A 15,064-nucleotide genomic window follows, 5' to 3' on the forward strand; every position below is an offset into this window, starting at 1 on the left:
AGATGGCACAGCCGGAATCGCTGACGGAGTTGCTCGACGGGCGGCGGGCGGCGATCGACGCCTCGCTGCCGGCCGTCGGATTCGTCGCCGGCTGGCTACTCGGCGGCCAGTCGATCTGGGGCGGCACCATCGGTGCGGCCGTCTTCGCGATCGGCATCGCGGTCTGGCGGCTGCGCAACGGTGACCGCCCGCGCGCGGTCCTGATCGGGCTGCTGGGCGTGTCCGTGGCCGCGCTGATCGCCCTGCGTACCGGCAAGGCCGAGAACTTCTTCCTGCTCCAGCTCTTCAGCAACGCGGCGAGCGCGCTGGCCTGGGCGGTCAGCATCGTGATCCGCTGGCCGCTGCTCGGCGTCATCGTCGGTGCCGTGCTCGGCCAGAAGACCCGCTGGCGGCGTGATCCGGCGCTGCTGCGGGCGTACTCGCGGGGCAGCTGGGTGTGGGTCATGCAGTACCTGATCCGGATGGCGGTCTTCCTGCCGCTCTACAGCGCCGGGCTGGTGGCCGCGCTGGGCGTCGCCCGGGTCGCGCTGAGCTGGCCGCTGGTGGCCGCCTGCCTGACGGTGAGCTGGTGGGTGATCCGCCGCAACCTCCCCGCCGGCCACCCCGGCCTGCGCCACCCGGTCGGTCAGGAAGTCTGACGTGGACTGGGTGCCCGGCTTCTACTCGCGGACCGGTTCCTGGTGGGGCCCCGCGGAGGCGCGCATCACAGAGCGGGACCACCGGCGCGTGCGCCTGCTGGGCGAGCACGCCGGCGCCGGGCCGCACCGGGTGCTGGAACTGGGCTGCGGCTACGGCACCACGGCGGCGGCGACCGCGCGGGCCGGGCACTCGGTCACCGCGGTGGAGATCACCGATCGGGTCGGCTTCGCCGACAGCTTCAGCCGGGACGTCGCGCCGGGCTCGCTCACCCTCGTCAACGAAGACTTCTATCGGGTACGCCTACCCGAGCGGTTCGGCGCCGTCACGTACTGGAACGGCTTCGGGGTCGGTTCGGACGCCGACCAGCGCCGGCTGTTGCGGCGGATCGCCGCCGAGTGGCTGCTGCCGGACGGCGTCGCCCTGATCGACGTGTTCAACCCCTTCGTCTGGGCGCGCTGGGACGGTGACGAGACCCACCGGACGCCGGATCCGGCACGCGGCTACGCGTACGAGTTGTTCGAGGTGACCACCTTCGACCCGGTGACCTGCACCGCGGTCGACACCTGGTGGGAGGCCGGACGGCCGGACGAGAAGATCAGCCAGGTGCTGCGCTGCTACTCCCCGGCCGACCTGACGCTGCTGCTGGAGGGCACCGGGTTGCGGCTGACGGCGGTCACCGTCGGCGAGGAGAGTTTCGCTCCGGCGACCATGCGGCCGGGCTGGGCCGAGCTGCTGCGGGAGCATCCGGAGTACGTCGCCGTGCTGCGCCGTCAGTGAGGCGAGGTCTCGCGGGCGTCGAGGAGTTCGTCCCAGTGGTCGCGGGCCCACTCGCAGGCGGCGTCCATCGGCCCGAGCAGGCTGCGGCCCAGCTCGGTCAGGCGGTACTCGACCGGCTGGCCGGCCCGCGTGATCAGCCCGTCCCGTTCCAGCGTGCGCAGCGACTTGGTGAGCGTCCGCGCGGTGACCGAGCGCAGCGGGATCCGCAGTTCGGAGAAGCGCCGCGGGCCGCCCTCCAGGCACCGGATGACCATGCCGGCCCATTTGTCGCCGATCCGGATCGGTGACAGGCCGGTGGGGCAGACCGGATCGAACATGTCGGGGTCCAGGGGCGTCCGCATCGTCCCACCGTATTCGGTATCCGATCGGATACCGGGTGCCCGGATAAGTTCGCGCCGTCGCCGGCCGTCCGGGCCGGCTCGGGGAGGCGAGGTACGCCGATGAGCGGGATCGTGGTTTTCGGAGCGGGTGGACGGGCCGGGCGGGCGGCCGTCGCCGAGGCGGTGCGGCGTGGGCATCGGGTCACCGCGGTGGTCCGCGACCCGGCCCGGCACCCCGGCTTCGCGGCGGACGGTGCGGTACGGGTGGTAGCCGGCGACGTGACCGACGGGCCGGGTGTCGCCCGGATCGCCGCCGGGCACGACGCGGTGATCGCCGCCGTCTACGACCCGGCCGCGCCGGAGGACTTCTTTCCCTCCGCGGTCCGCGCCCTGCTCACCGCGGAGGTGCCGCGGCTGGTGTGGGTGGGCCTGGCCTCGGTACTGGCGACCGGCGACGGGACGGCACTGATGGACACGGCCGGCTATCCACAGGAGTACCGGTCGTTCTATCTGGCTCACGCCGCCGGGAACCAGGTGCTGCGGGCCGCCGGGACGGACTGGCTGATCGTCAGCCCGGCCGGCGACTTCGACCACGGTGGCGCCTCCACCGGCGGCTACCGGACGGCCCCGGCGCGGGCCGACAGCCGCATCACCTATGCCGACTTCGCGATCGCGCTGCTCGACGAGATCGACACGCCGAAGAACCACCGCACCCACATCGGGGTCGAATCACGGTGACCACCTGCCCGCTCCCGGCGGTCGCCGGGCGGCCGGGAGCGGGCAGCTGATCGCGCTGCTCGGCGGAAGGTGTGGTGGTCGGGACGGGTGGCGCGTACCCCGGCATGGTGGAATGCGCGAGCGCCCTTACTCCGCGGGAACGTGCTTGTCGAAGCCGATGTAAAGGCGGGCCGCGGCGTTCGCGCCGAGCGCGCCCAGGGTCTCCAGCTCGCGCAGCCGCAGCAGGGCCGGGTGCTCCGCGTACGCCTCGGCGGCGGCCGCGAGCCGGCGCAGCGCGTCCACCTCGGCCTCGGCACGGATGCGCTTGGCCTCGGCGTCGGCCTCCGCCGCGAGCCGGGTGGACTCGACGCGGCCCTGCGCGGCGACGCGCTCGGCGTGCGCCTTCGAGGTCGCCTCGAGTGCCTCCCGGTCGGCCTTAGTACGCGCCTCGACCATCTGCGCCTCGGCCAGCCGCTGGGCGGTGAGCACCCGGTTCATGACGTCCTGAAGGTTGCCCGGGAAGACCAGGTCCTTCACGTCGGCGCGGATGATCTCGACGCCGTACCCGGCGGAGACGCCCTCGACGTCGCGCAGGATGTCCTCGCTGAGCTGGTTGCGGTTGGTGAGGATGGCCTCCAGGGTCATCGACGCCAGCGACCGGCGGGCGGCGAGCTGCACGTCGCTGTAGACCCGGTCGACGTAGTCGGCCACGCGCTCCATCGCGGCGACCGGGTCGACCACCCGGAAGTGCGTGATGATGTTGACCCGGACGGCGACCTTGTCGGCGGTCAGGATCTCCTGGCCCTTGATGTTGAGCTCGCGCTCGCGCAGGTCGACGAAGACGACGTCGACGGCCGGCACCCGCTGTCCCGGGTAGCGCCGCTTGGGCAGCTCGTAGCGGCCCGGCTCGAGCACCTGGTCGAGTCGGCCGTCGACGTAGCGCAGGCCACGGAAACCGCTCCGGACGATCACCTCACGGGTCTTGGACATGGTTCACCTCTGTTGCGAAGAAAAAGGGTGGCCCCGTAGCGGTTCCGACGGGAAGGATCCGTCGCCTGGAAGGCAGCGGGACGAGCGTGGTTTGAGCGCCAGTGCGTCCGCTGTGGAGGCGCTTTCTTCTGGAACCGCCGGGGCCGCATTGAGAGTGGCAAAATCCTCGATCAGCCACAACGCAATATCGACTGGGGGACCCCATGCTCGCCGAGTACGTCCGCGATGCCGCGATGACCGCCGCGATCTTCGGGTTCTTCGCGATGGCCTGGTTCGGCTGGGCCTTGGAGGCGCCGCCGCCGGCGTGGCGCCGGTACCTGTACGCCGCATTGACCGTCTCCGCGCTGGCGATGGCCGGCGGTGCCGTGCAGGCCGCCCTGCACTGGTCCGACGGGTCGGTGTTCGACGAGTCGGTCGGCCGGACCTACGGGATCGTCGTGGGCATCGAGTTCGCCGTCGCCGGGATCGGCGCCGCCCTGCTCGGGGTGGCACGGCGGCAATCGCTGATCCCGGTCTGGATCGCCTTGGTGGTCGGGGTGCACATGTTCCCGATCGCGGCGTTGCTCCACTACCCCGCGATCCACGTCGTCGGCGTACTGATCACCGCCACGGCTCTCGCCACGATCCCGATCTCCCGCGCGACGCGGCTGCACCCGAGCGCCGTCGTGGGTGTGGGAACCGGGGTCGCGCTGCTCGCCGGGTCTCTGCACTCGCTGTGGACGACGTTTCTCAGCTGGTAGTGATCGCGCCGGTCGGGCAGACCGCCTCGGCCTCGCGCACGATGCCGTGCAGCGGCTCGGCCGGCTCCGGTTCGAGCAGCACCACGATGCCGTCCTCCTCGCCCTGGTCGAAGACGTCCGGCGCGAGCAGGACGCACTGCCCGGCGCCGCAGCACCTCTCCCGATCGACGCTGACCCGGATCACCAGCGCACCATGAGGCGTTCCAGACCGCCGATGATCAGTCCTTCCCGGCGCGGCAATTCCTCGGGGCTCACGTCCAGGGCCAGGCCGGGCAACCGGTCCAGCAGAACGGTCAGCGCGGTCTGCAACTCGGTACGCGCCAGCGCCTGCCCGATGCAGGAGTGCGGCCCGGCGCCGAAGGACAGGTGCGGGTTGGGCGCGCGCCGCAGATCCATGTCACCGGCGCTCTCGAACGCGGTCTCGTCCCGGTTCGCCGCCGCCATGCTGGTGATCACCGTCGTGCCGGGCGGCAGTTTCGTGCCACCGACCTCGATCTCCTCGGTGATGTAGCGGGGCAGTCCGAAGCCCGGGTTGGCGTCGAAGCGCAGCGCCTCCTCCACCGCGGTACGCACCAGCGCCGGCTCGGCCACCAGCTGCTCCCACCGGGACCGGTCGGCCAGCAGCATCGCGGTCATCTTGCCGATCATGTTGGCGGTGGTCTCGTGCCCGGCGATCAGCAGGCCCTGCGCGGTGCCGACCAGCTCCATCTGGGACAGCTGCCCGTCCTCCGCGTCGGCCACCGCGATCAGTTCACTGATCAGGTCGTCGCCCGGGTCGGCGCGCTTGGCGTCGACGTGCGCCCAGATGTACCGGCCGAACTCCTGCTCCGCGGCGTTGATCTCGTCCTGTTGGTAGCGGGTCAGGCTGAGCATGTGGTCCGACCAGTAGGCGAACTTGGCCCGGTCACTGTCCGGCACACCGAGCAGGTCGCAGATCACCCACACCGGCAGCGGGAACCCGTACGACGAGACCAGGTCGGCCGGGGCACCACCGGCGACCATCTCGTCGAGCAGCCGCTCGGCCATCGCCTGGATCCGCGGCTGCATGGCGGCCATCCGCTTGGCCGTGAAGTAGCGCCCGACGAGCCGCCGCCAGCGCTGGTGCGCCTCACCGGTCGGCGTCTTCTCGGCCTGCTCGGCGCCGAACACGCCACCGGACTCGTTGGCGGTGATTCGGGCGGCGTCCTCGGCGTTCAGCAGCCGGTTGAACCGGGGGTCGCTGAGCACCTGCCGCACGTCGGAGTACCGGGTCAGCAGCAGAGCCGGGTCGCCGCTGGCCAGCCGCACCTCGGCGACCGGGCATCCGGACCGCAGCTCGGCCCACTCCGGAGGCGGTTCCAATGCGGTCGGCTGCGGGAACGGGTACTCGGGAAGATCGATGTCCATCGTCGCCCCTCAGTCGCAGTCCACTGACAGTCGTCAATCTAAGACGGCTGTCTTAACGTGACAAGGATGAAAACCCGGGAGCGGATCCTGGCCACGGCCGAGCAGCTGTTCGCACTGCACGGGGTCGCCGCGGTCTCGAACCGGCGGATCAGCGAGGCCGCGGGCCAGGCCAACAACTCGGTCATCGCGTACCACTTCGGCTCCCGCGCGGACCTGATGCGGGCCATCGCTCGCCCGCACAACGCGGACATCGAGCAACGACGATTCGCGCTGCTCGCCGCTTCCGGCGAACCGGACACGCTGCCCGGCTGGGCCGGCGTCCTGGTCCGGCCGATCACCGACCACTTCGCCGCGCTCGGCCCGCAGAGCTGGTACGCCCGGTTCGCCGCACAGGCCAGCACCGACCCGGCCCTGCGCGCCGTACTCACCGAGGAGGCCCTCGCCACCCCGTCCACGCAGCTCACGCTGCGAGAGATCAGGCTGCGCACGCCGGCGCTGCCGCCGGTGGTGCAGCGCCAGCGCACCGACATGACCCGGTTGCTGGTCGTGCACATCTGCGCCGAACAGGAACGCGCCCGGCACGACGGCACCGCCGACGCCACGTGGGAGGAGACCGCCGAGGCCCTGATCGACGCGCTCACCGGACTATGGATGGCGTCGATGCGCTGATTCCGTCGCACAGTATGGTTCTCGCAACGGAATCCGCGAAACCGGGGGATCGACGTGACTACTAAGCTCGCCGCGATGATCGACGCCCAGCCCGCCGTGATCGAGTCGCTCGCCGACCCAGCGTTGACCGCGAAAGCCGCCGACCGCCTCCGCGGCGCTCGCCGGATCTGGCTGATCGGCACCGGCACCAGCCGGCACGCCGCCGAGCTCGGCGCCGCCGCGTTGCTCCGCGCCGGCATCGATGCCCGATGGATCCCCGCCGTCAGTTTCGCCACCACACCCGGCCTGCTTCGGTCCGGCGACGCCGCCATCGTGATCACCCACACCGGGACGACGCCCTACGCCCTGCGCAGCCGGCACGCCGTCCTGGACGCCGGTCTCCCGCTGGTCACCGTCACCGGCCCGGAGAGCACATGGCCCGAGGCCGTCCGCACGCCAGTGGTCGAGCGCTCGGAGACATACACCGTCAGCTACACCGCGGCCCTCACCGTACTCGCCCAGATCAGCCACCACCTCGGCGCCGGCGGCGCCGGGCCGGACCGGGTCCGGGCCATCGCCGCCCAGGTCCGCGACGTGATCGCGAAGCCGGGCATCGAGGAGATCACCGCGCCGGAGCGCGCCCTCGCGATCGTCGGACCCGGCGCCTGGTCGGTGACCGCGCGCGAGGGAGCGCTGAAGATCCGCGAAGGCGCCCGGATCCTTTGCGAAGGCTTCGACGCGGAACACCTGTTGCACGGCAATGCCGTGCCCTACCACAGCGCCGATCAGCTGCTGGTCCTCCAGCCGGACGCCGACGACGAAGGGCTGACCGCCGCCCTGGCGGACGCCGCGCGGCGGGAGAACATCCCCGTGGTCACTCTCTGCGATCAGCTGCCGACCACGATCGGGGAGATCCTGGCGCAGATCCCGATGACCGTACGCCTGCAGCTGCTCGCCCTGCGCCTGGCCACCCATCGTGGACAGAACGCCGACGTCGCGATCACCGGCGCCTGGGCCGAGCCCGACCTGTGGCGGCTGGGCCACCCCTCATAGGTCGACCAGCTCGACGGTCACGCCGGCGACGTCACCGGAACTCAGCTTCTCCGCGGCCCGGATCGCCCGCTTGACCGGCAGCACATAGGCACCGCGCCCGCTGTCCGGAAAGATCGATGTCGTCCAGGTGCTCCCCCCGATCGTGGCGCGCACCCGCACCGAGCCGAAGCCACGTGGCTGCCCGGCGGTCAGGTCGCGGATCTCGTCGGAATCCGCCGCCGGCAGGCTCACGAAGGTCCAGCTGTCGCCACGGCGGGCATCCCAGATCCACAGCTCGGCCTTGAATTCCACCTTCACGCCGGCAGCATGCCACGAGGGTCCGACAAAACCGCGAGGTTCCTTCAGCGAGGGCGCGGAATGACGGCGTCGCCGAAGGCGACCCGGCCCGGCCGTTCGACGGTGGCGTAGACGCCGAAGGTCAGCGCGTGCCGGTCGGCCAGCGTCTTGAGCAGGTCGTTCCGCTCGCCGGCCCGTTCCTGCGCCATGTCGATCATCACGCAGCGGGTGAGGGCGCGAACCGGCCGCAGGACGAGGTCCGGGCCGATCCGCAGCTCGCCTCCCGGCCAGTCGTCCTCGGGGAAGCCGCTGCCGGGCACGTCGATCAGCAGGTTGGCGCGGAACCGCAGCGGGTCCACGCCGCTACCGTCCGGTTCCCCGCCGGCGAGCTCGGTCAGCCGCCGCAGCGCGGCCGTGGTGATCACGCTGACCGGCCCCTCGTCGTGGTGCGGCACCCCGCTCTCCGGGGCGAGTGTCACCGTCCGGCCGAGCAGGTCACCGACGGCCCGGTGCCCGTCCGGATCGTCGGCGGCGAACCGCCGGCCGTCCGGCAGCTCGACGACGGCCGGCTCGCCCGCGTACGCACGCAGGCCGAACAGGCCCGGCATCCGCCGGAAGCGGCGGGTGTTCTTGCCGCTGCCGAACTTGCCGTCCGGGTCACGCACCGCCCACAGCCGGTCGCCGGCCAGGCCGCGCTCACCCACGTCCGCGGCCTCGACCACCTCGCCGAGCATGGACTTGACCGGATAGCGCCGGATCTGGATCACCCGCACGGCTCAGCCGCCGACCGGGCCGGCGAACTTCGCGGCGAGCTCGCGGTGTTTCGCGGCGGCCGTCATCGCTGTCTCGGCGCTGATGGCGCTGCCGGGCATCAGGCCGAACTCCGCCACCTGGTCGGCGAGCCGTAGGTGCTCACGCTGGGCGAACGCGCGGCAGGACGGGCAGGTGACGACGCCGGGGTTGCCCGACGTCATCGCCAGCGGTACCTGCTGCCCGCAGCCGGAGGTGACGGTGGCCGGGGCGTCGGCGGCGAGCCGGAACGTGGCCGCCAGCATCTCCCGCACCGCGAGGTCGGCGCGCAGTTTGGTATCGATGTGAATGTCATCCACCCTCACTGCCTACCACGCGGAGCACGCCGTACGTCTCGCGGTAGGTGCGCGGTCCGATCAGCGGCAGCAGCCGGTCGCGCAGCCAGATCGGCAGGCCGGCCGCGCGGGAGAACCGGTCGGTCGCGGCCTGCACGTGGGCGACCCGCTCGCGGCGCCGCTGTTCGTACCGGGCGCCGACGGTGTCCCAGTCTCCCTCGGCGAGCAACGCGGCCAGGACCAGCGCGTCCTCCGCCGCGAGCGCGGCGCCCTGAGCCCACACCGGTGCGGTGGCGTGCGCCGCGTCGCCGATCAGCACCCGGCGACCGGACGACCAGCCCGGCAGGCGGATCTCCTCGATCGGTGAGTGGAACAGCGACTCCGGGTTCTTCGCCACGCTGTCGAGGACGGCGCGGACCGGTTCCGGATAGCCACCGAACGTGGTGTGCAGCCAGGACGGGTCGGGGTCGACCGGGCCGCCTCGGGTGGCGGACGCGTAGCCGTACACCTCGGTGTCGTCGACCGGGATCAGCAGGAAGGCGCCGCCGGCGCCGGACCAGACGGTCCAGCAGTCGACGCCGGGGTTGGGCGCCATGAAGCGCCAGCTGGCGGCGCTGAGCACCGAGGCACGGACGGTGGTGGCGCCGAACATGGCGGCGCGGACGGCCGAGCGTACGCCGTCGGCGCCCACCACGAAGCCGTACGCCTGCCGCTCGCCGCCGTCGAAGGTGACGTCGAGACCGTCCACAGCGGAGACCGCGAGCGGCTGCCGCACCGGCGCGTCGAGGCCGTCGGCCAGCAGGGCGAGCAGATCCGAGCGGCGTACGCACCGCGGCCGCGCCCGCGCTCCCCAGAACTCGTCCTCGTCCACCGCGAACAGCACCTTGCCCGCGGCCGACCGGTACTCCCGGCGCCGCGTCGGCCGGCCCAGTTTCGCCAGCCCGTCACCGAGGCCGAGGGCCGCGAACGCCGTCACCGCGTTGCCCGGCAGGTTGATCGCCAGTCCGCCGGTCCGGCCGGCGTCGCCGCGTTCGGCCACCTCCACCGGCAGTTCGTGCCGGCGCAGAGCCCGCGCCATCGCCAGCCCGGCGATCCCGCCGCCGGCTACGAGCACTGTCTCTTCTGTCATCGGTCCCACCCCCGTATCGACACGCGGCAGCCGCGAAGGCTCAAGCCTCTCGTGGCGGGTCTTCGGAGGCTGCCGCCGATCCGACACCCAGGCGGCCCACGACCCGGCCGGCCGGGCCGGTCCGGTACGCGAGCACCAGCAGCAGCTCGAACCGGGCGCCCGGGTCGTCCAGATCGTCGCCGAGCAGGTCCCGCAGCCGGTTGAGGCGGTAGCTGACGGTCTGCGGGTGCACGTACAACTCGGCCGCGACCGCCGTACGCGATCCCCAGTGCCGCAACCAGCTCTCCAGCGTGACCAGCAGTTGTTCGCGCTGGCCGGCGCGCAGCGCGGCGAGCGGCGCGAGCCGGCGTGCCGAGAGCACCGCGAGGGCGCCCGGTTCGCCGCGCAGTGCCAGGGCCGCGAAGTGGTCGTCGGTGAACACCGGTTCGGCGCCCGTCCCGGCCAGTTCCAGCGTGCCCTCGGCGAGCCGGACCGCCTGCGGCACCTCGGCCCAGCCCAGAGCCGGGCCGACCACCGCGTCGCGGCCCTGGAGCGCCTCGGTGAGCGCGGCACGTTCGGCGCGGGGCCCGGCCCGCAGCAGCAGGACGGCGTCCCGGCCGCGTTCGGCGACCACGCCGTCGGCGCCGAACCGGAACCGGGCGTCGCGGGCCTGGTCCGGCGGCAGCAGAACCGGCACCACGGTGTCCGGAGCCGGCCAGCCGATGCCGGTGACCGCCTCGCGCAGCACCTCGGGCGGTGCACCGCCGCGCAGCAGCAGATCGGCGACCCGGCGGCGGCGCCGGTCGCCCTCGCCGGCCTGTTCGCGCAGTTGCCGGGCCAGCCCGTCGGTGCAGGCCGCGGCCAGCTCGTCGACGTACGCACTTGTCGCGTCGGCCAGGTCGATGAGCTCGTCGACGGTCACCGGCCGCACCTCCGCCAGGGACTGGGAGGCGGTGCGCAGCAGCATCCGGGCGGCGGTGCGCAGGGCGCCGAGCAGCAGCTCCGGTCCCCGGTTCTCCCGGGCCTCGGCGGCGCCGAGCGCCACGAACACCTCGCGGATCGGCGGAGGCAGCGCCGGCTCAGCGGTTCCGGCCAGGTCGGCGAAGCGGTCCAGAGCGACCCGCACCGCGGTGTACGCGTCCCGCCGGAACTTCGCGCCGGCCGACTCCGGCGCGTTCTCCCCGACCGCGCCGGCGATCGCCTGCACGGCTTCCGGCAGCCGGGGGCGCATCGCGGCCGCGAGATCGGAGGGCAGTCGCTGCCAAGGAGTGTCCATCACGCCGATTTTGTCACCCGGTGATAAAGATGCGGTCGTATCTTGCTGGCCGAAAGACGGTGCTTCGTACCGGGAACGGGATGACGATGAGTCGGTGAAGCATCTGATGTCCCGCCGGCACGTCGTCGACATGTGTCGCACCATGCTCGAACGCGGATACCTCAAGGCCACCGAGGGCAACGTCTCGGTCCGGATCCCGGGCCACCAGCTCTACGCGGTCACGCCGAGCAACTACGACTACGACAAGATGCGCCCCGAGGACGTCTGCGTCGTCGATTTCAACGGCAAGCACGTCCCGGATCCGGACGGGGCCGGCGGGCTGGTCCCGTCGATCGAGTGCGGCATGCACGCGAACATCTACCGCGAGCGGCCGGACGTCAACGCGATCGTGCACACCCATCAGCCGTACGCGTCAGCCCTGGCCTTCCTGCGCAAGCCGATCCCGGCGCTCACCGACGAGCAGGTCCGCTTCCTCGGCAAAGAGGTCGCGATCATCGACTACGCGCCGTCCGGCACCTCGTTTCTCGCCAAGAACGTGCAGAAGAAGGTGGCGAGCGGCGACAACGCGTTCATCATCGCCAACCACGGCGTGGTGGCGCTGGGCACCGACCCGGACCGGGCGGTGTTCAACATGGCGCTGCTGGAGAAGGTGTCGATCGCCTATCTGATGGCGCTGACCAGCGAGGCCGGCAAGGTCTACACGATTCCGGTGACGATCCGGGAGATCGCGTTCGGCAAGCTGCGCAAGGACGAGAAGCGGATCGCCGCGCAGATCACCGAGGCCGTCGAGCCGATCCGGGTCCCGGACGACGAGGAGCTGCCGAGCGCAGACCTCGCCAAAACGGAAATGTCCGAAGAGTCGTTGGGTTACTCGATCAGTGAGTACCTAGATGTCGACGACACGATGCGCCGCCTCAAGGCCCTCGTCGACCAGCCCCTTCGAGGGCTCCGGCACGACGCCCTGCTGGATGTGCTGAACTACTTCGAGACCAAGTGCCGCGCCTCCAAGGAGATCACCGAGCGGGCCAAGAAGCGCATCCCCGGCGGCGTCCAGCACAACCTGGCCTTCAACTACCCGTTCCCGCTCGCCGTCGACAAGGCCGAGGGCGCGTACCTCACCGACCGCGACGGCAACGTCTACATCGACTTCCTGCAGGCCGGCGGCCCGACCATCCTGGGCAGCAACTACGGCCCGGTGAACGAGCAGGTGGCCGCGGTGATCAAGGAGAGCGGGCCGGTCACCGGCCTGTTCCACGAGTACGAGCTGAAGCTCGCCGAGATCATCAACCAGTACATGCCGCACATCGAGATGTACCGGTCGCTCGGCTCCGGCACCGAGGCGGTGATGGCCGCGGTGCGCGCGGCGCGCGCACACACCGGCAAAAAGATGGTGATCAAGGTGGGCGGCGCCTATCACGGCTGGTCCGACACCATGGTGTACGGCCTGCGCGTGCCCGGCAGCTTCCGGATGAACGCCAAGGGCATCCCGTTCGGCGCGACCGGGCGTACCCGGGAGTCCTTCCCGCACGATCTCGGCACGCTGCGGCGCAAGCTCATCGAGAACCGGGTACGCGGTGGGACCGCCGCCGTCGTGGTGGAGCCGCTCGGCCCGGAGTCCGGCACCCGACCGGTCCCGCACGACTTCAACGCCGGCGTGCGCAAGCTGTGCGACGAGTTCGGCGCGATGCTGATCTTCGACGAGGTGGTGACCGGCTTCCGTACCGGGCTGGGCGGCGCGGCCGGCTACTTCGGCGTCACACCCGACCTGACCGTCTTCGGCAAGGCCGTCTCCGGCGGTTACCCGATGGCCGGCGGAGTCGGCGGCAAGGCCGAGGTGATGAGCGTCTTCGGCTCCGGTCTGGACGGCAAAAGCGGTGCGCACATCCAGGTCGGCGGCACCCTGTCGGCGAACCCGCTGTCCTGCGCGGCCGGCTACTTCGCGATCAAGGAGATGGCGCGGACCAACGCACCGGTCATCGCCGGCCGGGCCGGCGACCGCCTCACCCGCGGTCTGCAGAAGCTGATCGACAAGTACGGGCTGCCGTACGTCGCCTACAACCAGGGTTCGATCGTGCACCTGGAGTGCAGTGGCGTGATGCTGCTGGACATGCGCAGCCCGATCAAGCTGCTCAAGGAGAACAAGGGCCGCAAGAAGCTGATGGAGCAGATGGGCGCGGCGTACGCGGCACACGGCATCATCACCCTGGCCGGCTCGCGGATGTACACCTCGATGGCCGACACCGACGAGGTCATCGACGACGCTCTCACCCGGTTCGACCAGGTCTTCGCGCAGGTCGAGGGGGTCTAGGTGGCCGTCGCGCCGCAGGTGCTGGCGATCGATCTGGGCACGTCGGGGATGAAGGCCGCCCTGGTCGCCGCCGACGGGGCGGTGACCGGGTGGGCCGAACGCCCGGTCCCGCTGCACGTGCTGCCCGGCGGCGGCGCGGAACAGGACCCCCTCGCCTGGTGGGACGCCCTGGCCGAGGTCGTCGCCGACCTGGGCCGGGACCACCCGGACCACCTGCGCGCGGTGACCACGATCTGCTCCTCGACGCAGGGCGAGGGCACGATCGCGGTGGACGCGAACGGTGAGCCGCTCACCCGGTGCATCAGCTGGCTGGACATGCGCGGGGCGGCACACCTGCGCAAACAGTTCGGCGGCTTCCCGGCGTACGGTGGAATCTCGATCTTGAAAGTCGCGCGCTGGCTGCGTCTCACCGGCGGCATGCCGTCGGTGACCGGAAAGGACCCGGCCGCGCACATGCTGCTGATCCGCGACGCCATGCCCGAGGTGTACGCGAAGACCGCGACCTTCCTGAACGTCCTCGACTGGATCAACCTGAAGCTCACCGGCCGCACGGTGGCCACCGTCGACTCGATCCTCACCTCCTGGGTCACCGACAACCGGAAGGCGGACGCCATCCGGTACTCCCCCGAGCTGGTCGCCGCCAGCGGGATCGACCGGGACAAGTTCCCGCCGATCGTGGCCTGCACCGAGGTGATCGGCACGCTCGCACCCGGCGCCGCCGCCCACCTCGGCCTGCCCGCGTCCGTGCGGGTGGTGGCCGGCGCCATCGACAACACCGCGGCCGCGATCGGCGCCGGCACGGTACGCGACAACGAACCCCACCTCTACCTCGGCACGTCGTCCTGGATCGCGGCGCACGTACCGAAGAAGAAGACCGACGTGCTGACCGGCATCGCCTCGATCCCGTGCGCGATTCCGGACCGCTACCTGATGACCGCGCTGCAGGCCACCGCCGGCGCCAACCTCACCTGGCTGCGCGACAAGATCGTCGAGTACGACGATCCTCTGCTTTCCGCAGGCCACATCAGCCGCGACGAGGGCACCATCTTCGATGCCTTTGACAAGATCATCCCGATGGTCCCGGCAGGCGCGAACGGCGTCATCTACACCCCTTGGCTGTACGGCGAGCGCGCACCGGTCGACGACGCGAACCTGCGTGCCGCGTTCCTCAACATCTCCCTCGACACCACCCGTTCCGACCTGCTGCGCGCCGTCTTCGAGGGCGTCGCGCTGAACACCCGCTGGCTGGCCAAGGCGGTCGACCGGTTCCTCGGCGCACCGGTCACCTCGATGGTGATCACCGGCGGCGCGGCCCGCTCCGGCTCGTGGTGCCAGATCTTCGCCGACGTGCTCGGCATCGAGATCCGCCGCGACGCCAACCCGGTCGCGGTCAACGCCCGCGGCGCCGGCTGGATCGGCGCGGTCGGCGCCGGGATGATCACCTTTGCCGACCTGCCGGCACTCTCCCGCAACGACCACGTCTTCACGCCGGGCGCCGACCACGCCACCTATGACGAGGTCTACGAGATCTATCAGGACCTGCACAAACGGCTGGCCCCGGTGTATCGGCGGCTGAACCGGCCGGCCCGCTGACCCGGTCGGGGGAAACGGCATGTCGGCTGGCGGCAGATGCCTTCCGGGGAGTCCGTGCGGTCGGCTATTTTGACAGCTTCCCACCGGCGTTTCTGAGCCCGGCCGTCGCATCCCGCGCTCCACCGTCCGGCCGCCGCCGCAAGTCGCC

17 protein-coding genes are annotated in these 15,064 nt (G+C 71.4%); 8 read left to right on the forward strand and 9 right to left on the reverse strand.

What is annotated here, in order from left to right; genetic code table 11:
- Window positions 1–2 precede the first annotated feature (2 nt).
- Window positions 3–638 (forward strand): DUF3159 domain-containing protein, encoded by a 636-nt coding sequence (locus tag I4J89_RS22660; protein WP_196416026.1) that lies wholly within the window; start codon window positions 3–5, stop codon window positions 636–638.
- Between the two features lies 1 nt (window position 639).
- On the forward strand, window positions 640–1,416 hold the full coding sequence (locus tag I4J89_RS22665; RefSeq protein ID WP_196416027.1) for a class I SAM-dependent methyltransferase: 777 nt from the start codon (window positions 640–642) through the stop codon (window positions 1,414–1,416).
- On the opposite strand, the gene I4J89_RS22670 is transcribed toward I4J89_RS22665, so the two are convergent.
- Window positions 1,410–1,757: a winged helix-turn-helix transcriptional regulator gene (locus tag I4J89_RS22670; RefSeq protein WP_196416028.1), complete on the reverse strand. Its 348-nt coding sequence runs from the start codon at window positions 1,755–1,757 to the stop codon at window positions 1,410–1,412. The genes I4J89_RS22665 and I4J89_RS22670 overlap by 7 nt on opposite strands.
- A 99-nt stretch (window positions 1,758–1,856) precedes the next feature.
- Here I4J89_RS22670 and I4J89_RS22675 point away from each other — a divergent pair, with 99 nt between their 5' ends.
- A complete protein-coding gene (locus I4J89_RS22675; protein ID WP_196416029.1) occupies window positions 1,857–2,474 on the forward strand; it encodes an NAD(P)-dependent oxidoreductase in 618 nt (205 codons plus the stop codon).
- Between the two features lie 126 nt (window positions 2,475–2,600).
- On the opposite strand, the gene I4J89_RS22680 is transcribed toward I4J89_RS22675, so the two are convergent.
- Window positions 2,601–3,443: a slipin family protein gene (locus I4J89_RS22680; RefSeq protein ID WP_196416030.1), complete on the reverse strand. Its 843-nt coding sequence runs from the start codon at window positions 3,441–3,443 to the stop codon at window positions 2,601–2,603.
- A 203-nt stretch (window positions 3,444–3,646) separates the two neighbouring features.
- Here I4J89_RS22680 and I4J89_RS22685 point away from each other — a divergent pair, with 203 nt between their 5' ends.
- A complete protein-coding gene (locus I4J89_RS22685) occupies window positions 3,647–4,183 on the forward strand; it encodes a hypothetical protein (RefSeq protein WP_196416031.1) in 537 nt (178 codons plus the stop codon).
- Here I4J89_RS22685 and I4J89_RS22690 read toward each other — a convergent pair.
- Window positions 4,173–4,367: a ferredoxin gene (locus I4J89_RS22690; RefSeq protein WP_309238425.1), complete on the reverse strand. Its 195-nt coding sequence runs from the start codon at window positions 4,365–4,367 to the stop codon at window positions 4,173–4,175. The two genes, I4J89_RS22685 and I4J89_RS22690, sit on opposite strands and share 11 nt — an antisense overlap.
- Window positions 4,364–5,569, reverse strand: a complete 1,206-nt coding sequence (locus tag I4J89_RS22695) for a cytochrome P450 (protein ID WP_196416032.1) — start codon at window positions 5,567–5,569, stop codon at window positions 4,364–4,366. The genes I4J89_RS22690 and I4J89_RS22695 overlap by 4 nt, the downstream gene beginning before the upstream one ends.
- A gap of 66 nt (window positions 5,570–5,635) precedes the next feature.
- Here I4J89_RS22695 and I4J89_RS22700 point away from each other — a divergent pair, with 66 nt between their 5' ends.
- The gene (locus I4J89_RS22700) at window positions 5,636–6,238 is read left to right on the forward strand and encodes a TetR/AcrR family transcriptional regulator (RefSeq protein WP_196416033.1); all 603 of its coding nucleotides are present in this window, start codon (window positions 5,636–5,638) and stop codon (window positions 6,236–6,238) included.
- Between the two features lie 54 nt (window positions 6,239–6,292).
- On the forward strand, window positions 6,293–7,270 hold the full coding sequence (locus tag I4J89_RS22705) for a glutamine--fructose-6-phosphate aminotransferase (protein ID WP_196416034.1): 978 nt from the start codon (window positions 6,293–6,295) through the stop codon (window positions 7,268–7,270).
- Here I4J89_RS22705 and I4J89_RS22710 read toward each other — a convergent pair.
- The 5 genes from I4J89_RS22710 to I4J89_RS22730 are packed head-to-tail and all read right to left on the reverse strand — an operon-like array spanning window position 7,265 to window position 11,015.
- On the reverse strand, window positions 7,265–7,567 hold the full coding sequence (locus tag I4J89_RS22710; RefSeq protein WP_196416035.1) for a DUF1905 domain-containing protein: 303 nt from the start codon (window positions 7,565–7,567) through the stop codon (window positions 7,265–7,267). The genes I4J89_RS22705 and I4J89_RS22710 overlap by 6 nt on opposite strands.
- 44 nt (window positions 7,568–7,611) lie before the next feature.
- Window positions 7,612–8,319: an MOSC domain-containing protein gene (locus tag I4J89_RS22715; RefSeq protein ID WP_196416036.1), complete on the reverse strand. Its 708-nt coding sequence runs from the start codon at window positions 8,317–8,319 to the stop codon at window positions 7,612–7,614.
- 3 nt (window positions 8,320–8,322) lie between these two features.
- The gene (locus I4J89_RS22720; protein WP_309238426.1) at window positions 8,323–8,655 is read right to left on the reverse strand and encodes a hypothetical protein; all 333 of its coding nucleotides are present in this window, start codon (window positions 8,653–8,655) and stop codon (window positions 8,323–8,325) included.
- Window positions 8,648–9,760: an FAD-dependent monooxygenase gene (locus tag I4J89_RS22725; protein WP_196416038.1), complete on the reverse strand. Its 1,113-nt coding sequence runs from the start codon at window positions 9,758–9,760 to the stop codon at window positions 8,648–8,650. Before I4J89_RS22725 ends, I4J89_RS22720 begins: the two co-directional genes overlap by 8 nt.
- Before the next feature lie 40 nt (window positions 9,761–9,800).
- The gene (locus tag I4J89_RS22730; protein ID WP_196416039.1) at window positions 9,801–11,015 is read right to left on the reverse strand and encodes a PucR family transcriptional regulator; all 1,215 of its coding nucleotides are present in this window, start codon (window positions 11,013–11,015) and stop codon (window positions 9,801–9,803) included.
- Between the two features lie 94 nt (window positions 11,016–11,109).
- On the opposite strand from I4J89_RS22730, the gene I4J89_RS22735 reads away from it, so the two are divergent.
- Window positions 11,110–13,323, forward strand: a complete 2,214-nt coding sequence (locus I4J89_RS22735) for an aminotransferase class III-fold pyridoxal phosphate-dependent enzyme (protein WP_196416040.1) — start codon at window positions 11,110–11,112, stop codon at window positions 13,321–13,323.
- Entirely contained in the window at window positions 13,324–14,916 is a 1,593-nt protein-coding gene (locus I4J89_RS22740) for a xylulokinase (RefSeq protein WP_196416041.1), read from the forward strand. It abuts the gene before it with no gap.
- Window positions 14,917–15,064: the final 148 nt, after the last annotated feature.

Origin of the sequence: Actinoplanes aureus (assembly GCF_015704865.1) — a bacterium.
Lineage (GTDB): Bacteria > Actinomycetota > Actinomycetes > Mycobacteriales > Micromonosporaceae > Actinoplanes > Actinoplanes aureus.